Source organism: Bacillus sp. FSL W8-0645, assembly GCF_038007905.1.
Taxonomy (GTDB): domain Bacteria; phylum Bacillota; class Bacilli; order Bacillales; family Bacillaceae; genus Bacillus; species Bacillus pumilus.
This window is the reverse complement of sequence record NZ_JBBOYC010000001.1, coordinates 2,349,553-2,363,655: the sequence shown is the minus strand read 5'-3', so window position 1 is coordinate 2,363,655 and position 14,103 is coordinate 2,349,553. Positions and strand designations below refer to the sequence as shown.

The window sequence follows — 14,103 nt, the reverse complement described above, 5'->3', positions numbered from 1 at the left end:
GCAAAAGTAGCCGTCCTTCCTAGACTTTAAAGGTTTTCTATCACGCTGAAAAGAAGACAAAGGGCTAAAATAATGATCATTTTAGCCCTTTGTCAATAATCTGAGCCGATACATTTGAGTATCGGCTTTTCTACATTAATAAGCAGTTTCCAAACGCTGCTCGTATTGTTTGATCCATTGAGATGCTTCCTGCCAGTTGTTGACGCGTATAATCCTGTCATCAATGGGCATTTGATTATATGGGGAGTTAAAAAGAATAACCGGGATGTCAGCCTCTTTTGCAATCATTGTGGCATTCCCATGATGATCCTCGAAAAACACATCAATCTTGTGCTTTTGAACAGCTTCGAGCTTATGATGACCGCCAACCAGCTCAATGTCATCATAGTGCACGTGATGTTTGTGAAACCACTCGTAGGTGATATCCGCATGATGCTGCCTTCTCGCTGTAATATAGATTAGCCTGTGTTGATGTTTCATTTGATCAAGAATCTCTTTTGCGTCCTTAGCAGGCTTTGCCTGTTTATATATAATAGGCTCATGCTGATTCATCCAGCCCCAAAACTCTTCTTGAGAAATATTTAAAAGCTTCGTCAAATCATATTCTGTCATATCATCTAGTGTCATGGCACGTTGGAACGACTCATTTAAATAGGGAACAAAGGTGTCCTGCGCCGTCACTGTGCCATCTATATCAATTCCTAAACGTAACATGCCCACACTCCTCATTTTTATACTCTTAAAGTGTAACATAATCAATTCACAATTCCAGCAAGTTTTAGCAAACATGAAACAGACATTTTTGCTCATACTAAAAAAGCTCCTTTCTATTAACCAAAAGGGGGAATTGATCATGGAAAGAGACGAAGATTTCAGAAGAAATGATCGTGAAATCGACACACACTTTAGTAATGATGATGGCTATCTAGAGGAAACAGCTGCTGAAATTGCAGAGCCATATCAGGCTTCAAGAGATCGAGTAGACAGACGAGAACGTGACCAAGTAGGTGACGATTCAGGCAGTAAGGGGATAGGCTATACAGCACTCGCGATTGCGATTATCTCGTTATTTGTCTTGCCGGTGCTATTAGGAGTAGCGGCAATCGTCGTTGGTTATATTGCAAGAAGAAAAGGAGCACATGCGCTTGGCGCATGGTCAATCGGGATCGGAATTGTTTCCGTCATCCTTGGCATATTTATCACCCCGTTCTTTTAACAAGAACAGAAAAACGCCTGACAGTGACGTCAGGCGTTTTTTGTTATGCGTTGGCTTTTGCTTTTTCAGCTTCCATTTTTGCATAATGCTCTTCAGCAATTTTATCGATTTCTTTTTTCAGTTCTTCGACCATTGTTTCTTCTGGCACTTTACGAACAATTTCACCTTTGCGGAACAATAGGCCTTCGCCTCTAGCTCCGGCAATTCCGATATCAGCTTCACGCGCTTCACCTGGACCGTTTACAGCACAGCCAAGAACAGCTACTTTAATCGGTGCTTTAATCGTGGAGATATATTCTTCGACTTCATTTGCAATGCTAATGAGGTCAATTTCAATTCGTCCACAAGTTGGGCAAGAGATCAGTGTGGCTGCATTTGCTGCAAGACCAAATGATTTCAACAGTTCACGTGCTACTTTTACTTCCTCAACTGGATCAGCACTTAATGAAATGCGGAGTGTATTCCCAATCCCCATATTCAAGATAGCGCCGAGACCAGCTGCACTTTTAACCGTACCTGCAAATAATGTACCTGATTCTGTAATTCCAAGGTGAAGAGGGTAGTCAAATGCTTTTGCTGCTTTTTCGTACGCCTCAATAGCTAGGTTTACATCAGATGCTTTCATGCTGACGATGATATCATGAAAATCTAGATCTTCTAGAATTTTAATGTGGTGCAGTGCACTTTCGACCATACCATCTGCTGTTGGGTAGCCGTATTTATCAAGAATTTTTTTCTCTAATGAACCAGCGTTTACCCCAATACGGATTGGAATGCCTTTTTCTTTTGCTGCTTTTACAACCGCTTCGACTTTTTCTCGTCTTCCGATGTTTCCTGGGTTGATTCGAATTTTGTCTGCACCTGCTTCAATCGCTTTCAGTGCAAGCTTGTAGTCAAAATGAATATCGACAACAAGCGGGATGTTGATTTGTTTTTTTATGTCTGCAATCGCATTTGCTGCACGCTCGTCTGGGCATGCGACACGCACGATTTGACAGCCTGCTTCTTCAAGACGCTTAATTTCAGCTACTGTCGCTTCGACATCATGTGTTTTGGTTGTTGCCATACTTTGAATGACAACCTCATTATTTCCACCTATAGTTAAAGGTCCCACTTTGACGGGACGCGTTTTAGTACGATGTGTGACTTCACTCACTTGTCAATCGCTCCTTAGTGTACAAGCAATCATTTGCCATGTACGTCTTGTTTTACAGTTCATATTGTAACAGTCTCTCTGTATGAATGACAAGGAATTAACGTTTTATCTCTTATATACCGGAAACTTATATGTGCTGCCTGCCCGAATTTCGTTTGCTTTGACGCCTTGATTCAGCTCTTCAAAATCCTCAATGACTTCATCAAGTGGCTTGCTTGTATGGACGATAGAGACGACAGTTTCACCTTGTTTCACTGTGACCTTCTTATATGCTTTTTTCTCAGGTGTTTGAAAGGCATTTGCAGGGACAGCTGGACCTTCTTCAACGGGAATGGTGCCATTTTTTAAATCAAAAAAGATAATAAAGAGGACAAACAAACTGATTAGCAAAAAAATAATACGCCGCATTTCACTCACCGCTTTTAAGAGTTTACTTCAGTCTATGCATGTCCCGAAATGATAGAACCAACATGAGGAGAAAAGCTGGAAAGGGAGGTTCTAGTTAGTTCTAGTGAGTCTTGTATTGAATTTACGCTCGGTGGTGCTTTTTCAAGCTTCTATCACGATTATGATAAAATAAAAGCAGGGGGGAGAGTTTATGAAGAAAATAAGTCAGCATATATATGTGAGAACGCTAACAGAAAATGATGCACAATCACTACTCGCACTTGAACTTGAGAATCGCTCATATTTTCAGCAATTTACACCTTTGGTCAAAGATGATTTTTTCACGATATCTCGTCAAATTGAACGAATTCAGCGCAGTGTGGAAAGATGCGCACGGGATGAAGCCTACATGCACGGTATTTTCTTAAATGAAACAGATGCCTTAATTGGGACAATCTCATTAAGTTCTGTCGTAAGAGGTCCGGTAGAAGGAGCTTGGCTAGGGTATGTACTTGATGAAAAGCATGGCGGGAAAGGGTATATGACAGAGGCCATTCGTTTAATCATCGATTATGCCTTTGATGAGCTGCACCTGCATCGTATTGAAGCTGGAGTAAAGCCGAGTAATATAGGCTCCATTCGTGTGCTTGAAAAGACAGGTTTTGAAAATGAGGGACTCAATCGTAAAAAAGTGAAGATTAATGGCGTGTGGGAAGATCATTATTTGTTTGCGATCATTCATCCGGATGAATCATAGAGCACGCACATACATAAAAAGCTCCTCCAAGTTGGGGGAGCTTTCATATACTAAATTAATTTTTGACAAGTGGTTTATGTTTAGCGGGTATTTCCTTTACGACAAGGTATAAGAAGATAAAGTTAATGACCCAATTTAATAAAAATGAATTCGCAACAGGCGTGTTTAATGCACTCATGATGGCGAAAAAGACTGTTGTTAATGTGAGTGAGTAAGCAGAGAGCTTCCATAGCATTTGGAAGGACAGCTCTTTTTGCTGCATGCGTTTAATAAATGTACCAAGCATCGCAAGGAAAGTTGCGCTAATGAACATGAGAGCCGCAGTTGATAGATATAGCAGCACACAGATGACTGGGATAATAATCGCTTGATTCTGATTTGTAACGCGGGCGAGTTCGTCTTTTGTCAGCGTCCCACCAAGCAGCTGATACGGGATATCTGTCATTTGACCATCAATGGCAATCACAGCTTTTTCTTTTAATAATGCGATGGCTGTTTGCTTTGATTCAAGCTCACTTGCTTTTATTTTTTCAGCAGGATCAAAAATGATCGTAATGCCGTTTTCTTCTTTTTCTATCGGTTCACTTTGATCCGCTTGAAGCTTTCCTTTTTCGATTGAGAAATCAGGTAAATCTTTTTTGATCACATGCTGAAATCCTGACATCGCATTCGAGATCTCTTGACTCATATGATAACCCTGAGGAACTGCTGCGATGATCGAAAGGATAAAAATGAATAAAATCGCTTTGCCAATCCCTGTAAACCGTGCTTTAGCAATATCTTTTGGTGAATAAATGCCTTTTAACAATAGTTTAAATACGTTCAATCAATTCACTTCCTACATTCTTTTCTATTTCTCATATTGTATCAATGTCTATCTAACAAGTACAAGTATGGCCTTCATTGCTGGTTAAGATAGTGTGAATGAGGCATAATGTATACAGCAAATAAAAAGGAGGCGGCTGTGACTTGGACGTGCTGTATTGGATTCTGATCATTTGTGCATTTATCATTGCATTTGTTGGACTTGTTTATCCTATTATCCCTAGCGTGGTTTTTATGGTTCTCGGATTTATTCTATATGGTTTCTTTTTCAGCTTCGAGCCGCTGACACTGACGTTTTGGCTCATTCAAGCCGTATTTACCGCAGTATTATTTGCGGCAGATTATGTCTCAAACCTGATTGGGGTCAAGCGTTTTGGCGGCAGCCGTGCAGCTATTTGGGGAAGCACCATTGGGTTATTAGTCGGTCCTTTTGTGATTCCGATTGCAGGAATTATCATTGGTCCATTTATCGGAAGTGTTATAGCAGAGCTCCTTGTTCATCAAAAAGATGTGAAGACAAGTGTGAAAGTAGGATTAGGCTCGTTAATCGGATTCATATCAGGTGTATTTGCCAAAGGATTGATTCAAGCGCTGATGCTGGGCATCTTTTTATTTTATGTCCTTCGATAAATAGAAAAAGGGCGTTTAAAACTTTTTCTAAAGGGCTAAATACAAAATAAACACTGAAATGTTTCAGATCATGAGCAATAACATTGAAACAAGCCAATTCTTTTGATACTCTTTGAGTAGGGTGAATTGCTTGCTTACGACCTAAGGAAGCATTTCAGTACATACATTTCTAAGGAGGAATTTAACCATGGCTTTTAAACTTCCAGAATTACCATATGCTTACGATGCATTAGAACCACATATCGACAAGGAAACAATGACGATTCACCACACAAAACATCACAACACATACGTAACAAACTTAAACAAAGCAATCGAGGGTGTATCAGCTCTTGAAGATCAATCAATCGAAGAGCTAGTGGCTAACCTAAACTCTGTACCAGAAAACATCCGTACAGCTGTACGTAACAATGGCGGAGGACATGCTAACCACTCATTATTCTGGACGCTTCTTTCACCAAACGGTGGCGGCGCACCAACTGGTGAACTTGCAGATGCAATCGAAAAAGAATTAGGCGGATTTGAAAAATTCAAATCTGATTTCGCTGCAGCAGCTGCAGGACGCTTTGGTTCTGGTTGGGCATGGCTTGTTGTGAACAATGGCAAACTTGAAATCACAAGCACGCCAAACCAAGATTCTCCTTTAACTGAAGGAAAAACACCAATTCTAGGACTTGACGTTTGGGAGCATGCTTACTACCTAAACTACCAAAACCGTCGTCCTGATTACATTTCAGCTTTCTGGAATGTTGTGAACTGGGATGAAGTGGCTCGCCTTTACAGCGAAGCTAAATAAATTATTTGATTTGAAAAGACCTGCTCTTTAGAGAAGCAGGTCTTTTTATATTTTCCCTCCTTTTTTTACATATCTGCCTTTTGATGAGACAGACTATTGTGTAGAAAAGGAGAATGAAATATATGAGCAGATTAAAGAAAATGTTCGGGGACATGGATGTTACAAGAGATTTAATGCTCCTCCTCACGATTGGCGGATTATATGCACTTGCCATTGCGCTATCAAATACGTTTGTAAACGTGTATTTATGGAAACAGTCGGGGAAATTCACGGATCTTGCGATTTACAATCTGGCTATTGTTGTGCTTCAGCCCATTACATTTTTATTCGCAGGCCGGCTCGCTAAAAAAATAGACCGGGCGTTTGTCCTTCGTTTCGGCGTGATCTTCTTAGCCGCTTTTTACTTAATTGTCTTAATAGCAGGAGAGCACGCGGCCGCGCGGCTTGTTTTATTAGGGAGTGTCCTTGGGGTCGGCTATGGTTTTTACTGGCTTGCTTTTAACGTACTTACCTTTGAGATCACCGAGCCTGAAACAAGAGATTTCTTTAATGGATTTCTAGGAGTCCTCACCTCTACAGCTGGCATGATCGGTCCACTGATCGCGGGTATTGTCATTTCTCAATTAACAGATGATACGGGCTATACAGTGATTTTTACTTTATCGCTAATTTTGTTTTCATTAGCGGTTGTGATGAGTTTTTTCCTTAAGAGAAGGCAGTCAAAAGGAAAATTTATCATCAAGCAAATATGGAAAGAACGCCATGCCGACGAGAATTGGCGTAAGATTACAACAGCTCACTTTTTTCAAGGGCTTCGTGAAGGGGTCTTTGTCTTCTTAATCAGTGTCTTTGTGTTTATCGCAACAAACAGTGAACTTGCTCTTGGGACATTTGGTTTGGTGAACTCAGGTGTTGCCTTTTTCGCTTATTTCTTCGCTACGCGTTTGATTAAGAAAAAATGGCGTAAGAAAGCCATTATGCTTGGCGGGCTGATTTTATACGGTGCCTTGTTCTTAATCGTCTTTCACTTGTCCTATGTATCACTTCTCATGTATGCGGTAGCCATCGCGATAGGATATCCGCTTCTGCTTGTTCCATATGTATCCTTAACATACGATGTCATCGGTCATGCAAGGTATGCAAGGAAAGCCCGAATTGAATATATTGTGGTCAGAGAGCTGTTTTTAAATGCTGGCCGTATTTGTTCCATTGTGTTGTTTCTTCTGTCTGTCACTTTACTTGGTGATGAGCTCGGGATACCTGCATCTCTTGTTGTGCTTGGAGCGGGACATACCCTCATTTATTTCTTTGTAAAAGATATTCATTTGAAAGAAAAAACTGCTGATATGAAAGAGGCAGACGGTCAAAAGCCAGTTTCTCAGACGAACCTTATTAAGGGAGAAAGGTAAAATTTCTTACCAATGGAACATCAAATTTCTAGATAAATAATAGAAAAACCGCTAAAATGATGATGGCACCTTTTATACACAAAAAGGGGTGCCATTTCTTTCTTGATAGAAAAGGTGATGTGATGAGAAACAAGAAAAACAAAAAAGACGCGAAGGAAGGGCGCAAAACACTTCCAATCCGGCTGAATTTACTATTTTTAGCTGCGTTTATTATTTTTACAGGTGTTGTTGTAAGACTCGGATTTGTACAAATTGTCAATGGAGAAGATTATAAAAAGCAGGCAGAAAAACAAGAGGATGTAAATGTCAGCTCAGCTGCTCCGCGCGGGAAAATTTACGATCGAAACTATAATACGATTGTCAGCAATAAAGCGCTAAATGCCATTACATATACGAGAACCTCGACGACTTCACAAGAAGAGCGGCTCAAAGTGGCTACAAAATTAGCGGATATGATTCATGTGAGTACGAAAAAAATCACAGATCGTGACAAAAAAGATTTCTGGATCTTAACGCATCCGAACGAAGCGAAAAAGCTTGTTCAAAAGGAATCGGAATTAAAGGGTGACGATAAGATCGCTGATGATAAATTATATGAGCTTCAGCTGAAACGCATCACGGACAAGGAATTAAATCAACTGACGAAAAAAGACTTACAAGTGCTTGCGATTAAAAGACAAATGGATGCAGGCTATGCACTTACGCCTCAATTCATTAAAAATGATGATGTGAAGCCAAGCGAAATTGCTTACGTCTCTGAGCATTTGGACGAGCTGCCAGGTGTGGATGTGACAACAGACTGGTCACGCAGCTATCCTTATAAAGGACTGCTTCGCAGTATGCTCGGCAGTGTGTCCTCAAGTGATGAAGGACTTCCGCAGTCACTTCTTGAACATTATTTATCGCTCGGCTACAGCCGAAATGACCGTGTAGGAAAAAGCTATCTAGAATATCAATATGAAGATGTCCTGCAAGGCCAAAAGGAAAAAGAGCAGAGTACAACTGATAAAGAGGGCAATGTGACAAGCTCTAAAGTGCTAACAGAAGGAAAGAGCGGGAAAGACCTTGTGCTCACCATTGATATTCAGCTGCAAAAAGCGGTTGAAAAAATCATTGAAAAGAACTTGAGAAGTGCGAAACAAAGAGGCGGGACAGAGCTTCTCGATCGTGCCTTTGTTGTCATGATGGACCCGAGAAATGGAGAAGTTCTCTCCGTTTCGGGGAAACAGATTTCAAACAAAAACGGAAAATACAAATTTGATGACTATGCATTAGGAACAATGACATCATCCTATGCGATGGGCTCAGCCGTAAAAGGGGCCACTGTACTGACAGGCTATAAAACAGGCGTGATTCACATTGGAAGTACCCAGTACGATGAACCGCTATATATCGCGCAGTCACCGCCTAAGAAATCCTATCAAAATATGGGACTCATTAATGATTTAACGGCACTCGAGCGTTCATCTAACGTGTATATGTTTAAAACAGCGATTGCCGTTGGAAAAGGGGAGTATCGTAAGAACCAGCCGCTCCCAATCGATCCGAAAGCTTTTGATACATTCCGTTATAATTTTAGTAAATTTGGTCTTGGTGTCAAAACAGGGATTGACCTGCCAAACGAAGCGACAGGCTACCGGGGAACGTCTACACAATCTGGTCTCCTGCTTGACTATGCAATTGGACAGTATGATACGTTTACACCGCTGCAAATGGCGCAATACGTTTCAACGGTTGCAAATGGCGGATATCGTTTACGTCCGCAGCTTGTGAAAGAAGTGAGAGAGCCAGATCCGCAGCGCGGCATTGGTGCTGTAACAGAATCCGTCAAACCAGACGTATTGAATAAACTAGACATGACAAGTGATGAGATCAAGCGTGTTCAGCAAGGGTTCAAGCTTGTCATGCAGAACCCAAGAGGGACAGCCTACTCGAACTTTGGCAACAAAAAGTATAACCCAGCTGGCAAAACAGGAACCGCTCAATCATTCTATGACGGCCCAATTAAAAGCAAACGCGGCACACCAACATACAACACAACACTTGTGGCGTATGCGCCTGCTGATAATCCAGAAGTGGCTATTTCCGTCGTTGTACCATGGGTGTATCAAGACTACAATCAGCGCTATCCAATTACAAATGATATCGGTGAACAAGTATTAGACAAATACTTTGAGCTAAAATCAAAACAGGAAAGCAATGATACTCAAGCGAAGAACAAAAATAAAATTGAAAATGAAGCAGAAACAAATGACTAGACCTTTTCTAGGTAAAAACGCTCACTTTTTGTGGGCGTTTTTTTACGTTTTCTTCAAAATTTTCGAGATAAATTGACAAAATACATAAAAAACATCGCAAGATCTCTACAAAACTTCGACATTTACAAAACCTTAACATTCCATTTAAACGAAATTAATAAAGAACCTTTAATGTATTACTCGTAGGACAAATTATTCAGGGGGTATTCTTGAAATGAAAAAGAACAAATTATGGCTGCTTACTTTCCTTACTATCGCATTGTTAGCATTCGTCACAGCATGCGGAAACAGCAGCTCAAGCGGAGATTCAAAAGACAGTAAAGGAAATGCTTCAAACAAAGATGAGGCATCAGGTTCCATTACCATCTCAGGATCATCTGCGATGCAGCCTTTAGTTCTTGCGGCAGCAGAAAAATTCATGGATAAACATCCAAAAGCCGATATTCAAGTACAAGCCGGCGGTTCAGGAACAGGACTTTCTCAAGTGTCAGAAGGATCTGTACAAATTGGTAACTCAGATGTATTCGCAGAAGAGAAAGACGGAATCGACGCAAAAGCTTTAACAGACCACAAAGTAGCAGTTGTTGGAATGGCCGCAGCTGTAAACCCTGAAGTGGGTGTCAAAGACATCACAAAGGACGAATTGAAAAAAATCTTCACTGGTAAAACCAAAAACTGGAAAGAGCTTGGCGGGAAAGACCAAAAAATCACTCTTGTGAACAGACCTGACTCTTCAGGAACTCGTGCAACATTTGTGAAATATGCACTTGATGGTGCAACACCTGCAGAAGGAATCACAGAAGATTCTTCAAACACAGTGAAAAAACTGATTGCAGAAACACCAGGTGCGATTGGATACCTAGCATTCTCTTATTTAACAGATGACAAAATTACACCGCTTAGCATTGATGGTGTGAAACCGGAAGAAAGCAATGTAGAAAGCGGTAAATATACAATTTGGGCATACGAGCATTCTTATACAAAAGGTGAGCCAGATGGTCTAGCAAAACAATTCTTAGATTACCTTATGAGTGATGAAGTACAAAAAGAAATCGTCAAAGACCAAGGCTACATCTCAGTTTCTAATATGAAAGTAGAAAGAGACGCAACAGGCAAACAAACAGATAAGTAAGAGGTCTTGAATTGCTGATGAAGGAAAAGTGGAGCTTTTCACTTTTCCTTTTATGACATTCATAGGAGTGTAGAAAAAGATGAAGCAGATAGAACATACAGAAGCGAGCGATCGACTGATCAGCTCGAAGAAAAATAGGCAAATGGATGAAGTAAGAGGAAGTATTTTGGTGAGATTCTGCGCATTCTTAATGATTGCTGTATCAATCGCCATTACCATCTTCCTTGGCATTAAGGGTTTACAATCTTTCATTGTAAATGGTGTAAGCCCAATTGAGTTCTTAACCAGTATCAATTGGAACCCAACAGCAGAAAACCCGCAGTACGGCGCATTTCCTTTTATCTTCGGATCAATCGCCGTCACGCTCCTATCGGCACTCATTGCAGCGCCGCTAGGCATCGCAGGCGCAATCTTTATGACAGAAATTGCACCTGCTTGGGGACGTAAAATCCTCCAGCCAGTCATTGAATTGCTTGTAGGGATTCCATCCGTTGTTTACGGATTCATAGGTCTTACAGTATTGGTGCCGTTTATCGGACACTTCAAGTCAAGCGGCTCAGGGCATAGCGTGCTAGCAGGAACGATTGTCCTGTCTATTATGATCCTGCCAACCGTTACATCCATTGCGACTGATGCAATGGGTTCACTACCAAAAAGTTTACGTGAGGGATCGTACGCATTAGGCGCAACAAGATGGCAAACGATTAGACGTGTGCTTGTGCCAGCAGCACTGCCAACATTAATGACAGCGGTCGTTCTTGGCATGGCTAGAGCATTTGGAGAAGCCCTTGCTGTACAGATGGTCATTGGAAACACGCGTAATTTACCAGAGAGCATTATGGATACAGCTGGTACATTAACAACCATTATTACGTTAAACATGGGTCACACAACGTATGGAAGTGTTGAGAACAATACACTTTGGTCAATGGGACTTGTCCTTCTAGTTGTATCATTTATGTTCATACTCATTATCAGATACTTGTCGTCTAGGAGGAAAATTTAATGAATAGTAAAATGACCGATCGTTTTGCCACATTTATATTTGGATTATGTGCTGCCATTATTACGGCGATTCTCGTTGGTTTGTTTTCTTATATCATTTTCAACGGTGCAAAAGAATTAAATTTCGACTTTTTGACAACCCGCTCAAGTGCGATTGGCTCTGGCGGCGGCATCAGGGATCAGCTGTTTAACTCGTTTTATATTTTGTTTATTACGATGCTGATTACAGTACCGCTTGGCGTCGGCGGCGGAGTGTATATGGCAGAGTACGCACCTCAAAACAAAGTCACAGATTTTATTCGTACATGTATTGAAGTGCTGTCTTCACTTCCGTCTATCGTCATTGGTATGTTTGGTTTACTCATGTTTGTGAATTTAACAGGCTGGGGCTATACGATCATTGGAGGAGCTCTTGCGCTCACTGTGTTTAACTTGCCGGTGATGGTCAGGGTGACAGAAGATGCGCTGCGCTCTGTACCGAAGGATCAAAAGGAAGCATCACTAGCGCTTGGTGTAACGAAGTGGCACACAGTCAAAACGGTCCTTATTCCAGGTGCGCTTCCGTCTATTATCACTGGTGCGATTTTAGCATCAGGAAGAGTCTTTGGTGAGGCGGCTGCTCTTCTTTTTACAGCAGGTCTCTCCACACCGCGCCTTGATTTCACAAACTGGAGTCCTTTTTCTGATACGTCACCGCTGAATGTGTTTAGACCGGCAGAAACATTAGCCGTTCATATATGGAACGTCAATACACAAGGAATCATTCCAGATGCAGAAGCCATTGCAAATGGTGCATCAGCTGTACTTGTGCTTTCAGTCTTATTGTTCAATTTAGCAGCTAGATGGCTTGGTTCATTTATTCATAAAAAGCTTACGTCAAAATAATGTGAGAGAGGTGTGAAGGGGATATGGTTCAAATGCTAGCAGAAAAAAAAGAGATTGCAGCGAAAAAGGCTCCACTTCAAGCGGAACAGATTTTACAGGTGCAGGATTTAAGCATTTATTATGGTGAAAAAAGAGCGGTCAATCACATTTCATTCGAGATTGAGAAGAATGCGATCACCGCATTAATCGGTCCATCCGGCTGCGGGAAGTCTACCTTTTTACGCAGTATTAACCGTATGAACGACTTAATTCCAGGTGCGAGAAGTGAAGGGGCGATCATGTACGAAGGATTAAATATTTTGGATGACCGTATTAATGTGGTGAATTTAAGAAGAGAAATCGGCATGGTCTTCCAAAAACCAAATCCATTTCCTAAATCGATCTACAATAACATCACCCATGCGTTAAAGTATGCTGGGGAAAAAAGAAAATCTGTGCTTGATGATGCGGTTGAGGAAAGCTTAACAAAGGCGGCTCTATGGGATGAGGTCAAAGATCGTCTGCACCGATCTGCTTTGTCATTGTCAGGCGGTCAGCAGCAGCGCCTTTGTATTGCACGTACACTTGCGATGAAACCTAGTGTCTTGTTATTAGATGAACCGGCTTCTGCCCTAGACCCCATCTCAAATGCGAAAATTGAAGAGCTATTAGGCGAATTAAAAAATGATTATTCAATCGTCATTGTGACACACAACATGCAGCAAGCGCTCCGTGTATCAGATCGTACAGCCTTTTTCTTAAACGGAGATCTAGTAGAATATGATGCTACAGAACGTATCTTTACACGTCCTGCGCAGCAAAAAACAGAAGACTATATCAATGGTCGATTTGGATAAGGCGGGTGGATTTGATGAATGCAGTAGCAACTAAAGCAGCAAAAAAAGAAGTGTTTCGAGTGAATGATATGAATCTTTGGTATGGACAGCATCATGCATTGAAGCATATTGACTTAGCGATTAGAGAACATGAAGTCACAGCGATTATCGGCCCATCCGGCTGCGGGAAGTCAACGTTTATTAAAACGTTAAATCTTATGGTCAAAACAGTGCCAGGTGTGAAAATCACCGGGGATATGATGTATAAAGATGACAACATTTTAAAAGGCCGTGTTGATTTAGTGGAGTTGCGTAAAAATGTCGGCATGGTGTTTCAAAAAGGAAATCCATTCCCTCAGTCTATCTTTGATAATGTCGTTTACGGACCAAGAATTCACGGAGTAAAAAGCAAGCAGCAATTGAAAGAAATCGCGGAAAAAGCGCTTCGAGATGTTGCCCTATGGGATGAAGTGAAAGATCGATTAAGTGCTCCCGCTCTAGGCCTTTCCGGCGGTCAGCAGCAGCGTCTTTGTATCGCAAGAGCCATTGCTACAAGCCCAGACATCTTATTAATGGATGAACCAACATCAGCGCTTGATCCTGTCTCAACATTAAAGATTGAAGAATTGATTATGAAATTGAAAGAGAAATATACGATTGCCATTGTGACGCATAACATGCAGCAAGCGGCTCGGGTATCAGACCGAACGGCCTTCTTCTTAATGGGGGAGCTTGTTGAGGTCAATGATACGAATGTGATGTTTTCTGAGCCAAACGATCAAAGAACGAATGATTATATATCTGGTCGATTTGGATAAGAAAAACCCCCTGA

General features: G+C 41.2%; 15 protein-coding genes. 11 read left to right on the top strand and 4 right to left on the bottom strand.

Annotated elements, in window-relative coordinates; genetic code table 11:
* Positions 1 to 135 precede the first annotated feature (135 nt).
* Positions 136 to 714 (bottom strand): 5' nucleotidase, NT5C type, encoded by a 579-nt coding sequence (locus tag NST39_RS12125; protein ID WP_044140951.1) that lies wholly within the window; start codon positions 712 to 714, stop codon positions 136 to 138.
* A 139-nt stretch (positions 715 to 853) separates the two neighbouring features.
* On the opposite strand from NST39_RS12125, the gene NST39_RS12120 reads away from it, so the two are divergent.
* Positions 854 to 1,216 carry a DUF308 domain-containing protein gene (locus NST39_RS12120; RefSeq protein ID WP_003217474.1) on the top strand — a complete coding sequence of 121 codons (363 nt, stop codon included), beginning with the start codon at positions 854 to 856 and terminating at the stop codon, positions 1,214 to 1,216.
* Positions 1,217 to 1,259: 43 nt separating this feature from the next.
* Here the strand turns inward: NST39_RS12120 and ispG are convergent, their stop codons facing one another.
* On the bottom strand, positions 1,260 to 2,372 hold the full coding sequence (gene ispG / locus NST39_RS12115; RefSeq protein WP_003217392.1) for a flavodoxin-dependent (E)-4-hydroxy-3-methylbut-2-enyl-diphosphate synthase: 1,113 nt from the start codon (positions 2,370 to 2,372) through the stop codon (positions 1,260 to 1,262).
* 105 nt (positions 2,373 to 2,477) lie between these two features.
* A complete protein-coding gene (locus NST39_RS12110; protein ID WP_034661318.1) occupies positions 2,478 to 2,780 on the bottom strand; it encodes a hypothetical protein in 303 nt (100 codons plus the stop codon).
* Between the two features lie 190 nt (positions 2,781 to 2,970).
* Here NST39_RS12110 and NST39_RS12105 point away from each other — a divergent pair, with 190 nt between their 5' ends.
* Entirely contained in the window at positions 2,971 to 3,516 is a 546-nt protein-coding gene (locus tag NST39_RS12105; protein ID WP_065098407.1) for a GNAT family N-acetyltransferase, read from the top strand.
* 55 nt (positions 3,517 to 3,571) lie between these two features.
* Here the strand turns inward: NST39_RS12105 and NST39_RS12100 are convergent, their stop codons facing one another.
* The gene (locus tag NST39_RS12100) at positions 3,572 to 4,342 is read right to left on the bottom strand and encodes a DUF1189 domain-containing protein (protein WP_003217320.1); all 771 of its coding nucleotides are present in this window, start codon (positions 4,340 to 4,342) and stop codon (positions 3,572 to 3,574) included.
* A 143-nt stretch (positions 4,343 to 4,485) separates the two neighbouring features.
* Between NST39_RS12100 and NST39_RS12095 the strand changes: the two genes are divergently transcribed.
* The 9 genes from NST39_RS12095 (at position 4,486) to pstB (NST39_RS12055) (ending at position 14,089) form a co-directional block, all read left to right on the top strand.
* Positions 4,486 to 4,971 (top strand): DUF456 domain-containing protein, encoded by a 486-nt coding sequence (locus tag NST39_RS12095; RefSeq protein ID WP_003217408.1) that lies wholly within the window; start codon positions 4,486 to 4,488, stop codon positions 4,969 to 4,971.
* A 187-nt stretch (positions 4,972 to 5,158) separates the two neighbouring features.
* Positions 5,159 to 5,767: a superoxide dismutase SodA gene (gene sodA, locus NST39_RS12090; RefSeq protein WP_007501264.1), complete on the top strand. Its 609-nt coding sequence runs from the start codon at positions 5,159 to 5,161 to the stop codon at positions 5,765 to 5,767.
* A gap of 122 nt (positions 5,768 to 5,889) precedes the next feature.
* Positions 5,890 to 7,176, top strand: coding sequence for an MFS transporter (locus NST39_RS12085; RefSeq protein ID WP_341028572.1), 1,287 nt, complete (start codon positions 5,890 to 5,892; stop codon positions 7,174 to 7,176).
* Between the two features lie 122 nt (positions 7,177 to 7,298).
* Positions 7,299 to 9,434, top strand: coding sequence for a peptidoglycan D,D-transpeptidase FtsI family protein (locus NST39_RS12080; protein WP_044140955.1), 2,136 nt, complete (start codon positions 7,299 to 7,301; stop codon positions 9,432 to 9,434).
* A 214-nt stretch (positions 9,435 to 9,648) separates the two neighbouring features.
* Entirely contained in the window at positions 9,649 to 10,566 is a 918-nt protein-coding gene (locus tag NST39_RS12075; RefSeq protein ID WP_341028571.1) for a phosphate ABC transporter substrate-binding protein, read from the top strand.
* 79 nt (positions 10,567 to 10,645) lie between these two features.
* Positions 10,646 to 11,572 carry a phosphate ABC transporter permease subunit PstC gene (gene pstC, locus NST39_RS12070; protein ID WP_003217329.1) on the top strand — a complete coding sequence of 309 codons (927 nt, stop codon included), beginning with the start codon at positions 10,646 to 10,648 and terminating at the stop codon, positions 11,570 to 11,572.
* On the top strand, positions 11,572 to 12,456 hold the full coding sequence (pstA, locus tag NST39_RS12065) for a phosphate ABC transporter permease PstA (protein ID WP_003217489.1): 885 nt from the start codon (positions 11,572 to 11,574) through the stop codon (positions 12,454 to 12,456). The genes pstC and pstA overlap by 1 nt, the downstream gene beginning before the upstream one ends.
* A 23-nt stretch (positions 12,457 to 12,479) precedes the next feature.
* Positions 12,480 to 13,292, top strand: coding sequence for a phosphate ABC transporter ATP-binding protein PstB (gene pstB / locus NST39_RS12060; RefSeq protein WP_034661308.1), 813 nt, complete (start codon positions 12,480 to 12,482; stop codon positions 13,290 to 13,292).
* Positions 13,293 to 13,306: 14 nt separating this feature from the next.
* Positions 13,307 to 14,089 carry a phosphate ABC transporter ATP-binding protein PstB gene (pstB, locus tag NST39_RS12055; protein ID WP_034620853.1) on the top strand — a complete coding sequence of 261 codons (783 nt, stop codon included), beginning with the start codon at positions 13,307 to 13,309 and terminating at the stop codon, positions 14,087 to 14,089.
* Positions 14,090 to 14,103 lie beyond the last annotated feature (14 nt).

Bases quoted from the DNA above. Each gene is read 5' to 3' on its own strand.
- NST39_RS12125 (WP_044140951.1), bottom strand. From the start codon at position 714: ATGTTACGTTTAGGAATTGATATAGATGGCACAGTGACGGCGCAGGAC.
- sodA (WP_007501264.1), top strand. From the start codon at position 5,159: ATGGCTTTTAAACTTCCAGAATTACCATATGCTTACGATGCATTAGAA.
- pstC (WP_003217329.1), top strand. From the start codon at position 10,646: ATGAAGCAGATAGAACATACAGAAGCGAGCGATCGACTGATCAGCTCG.
- NST39_RS12075 (WP_341028571.1), top strand. From the start codon at position 9,649: ATGAAAAAGAACAAATTATGGCTGCTTACTTTCCTTACTATCGCATTG.
- NST39_RS12105 (WP_065098407.1), top strand. From the start codon at position 2,971: ATGAAGAAAATAAGTCAGCATATATATGTGAGAACGCTAACAGAAAAT.
- pstA (WP_003217489.1), top strand. From the start codon at position 11,572: ATGAATAGTAAAATGACCGATCGTTTTGCCACATTTATATTTGGATTA.
- NST39_RS12080 (WP_044140955.1), top strand. From the start codon at position 7,299: ATGAGAAACAAGAAAAACAAAAAAGACGCGAAGGAAGGGCGCAAAACA.
- NST39_RS12120 (WP_003217474.1), top strand. From the start codon at position 854: ATGGAAAGAGACGAAGATTTCAGAAGAAATGATCGTGAAATCGACACA.
- pstB (WP_034661308.1), top strand. From the start codon at position 12,480: ATGGTTCAAATGCTAGCAGAAAAAAAAGAGATTGCAGCGAAAAAGGCT.
- pstB (WP_034620853.1), top strand. From the start codon at position 13,307: ATGAATGCAGTAGCAACTAAAGCAGCAAAAAAAGAAGTGTTTCGAGTG.
- NST39_RS12085 (WP_341028572.1), top strand. From the start codon at position 5,890: ATGAGCAGATTAAAGAAAATGTTCGGGGACATGGATGTTACAAGAGAT.
- NST39_RS12110 (WP_034661318.1), bottom strand. From the start codon at position 2,780: ATGCGGCGTATTATTTTTTTGCTAATCAGTTTGTTTGTCCTCTTTATT.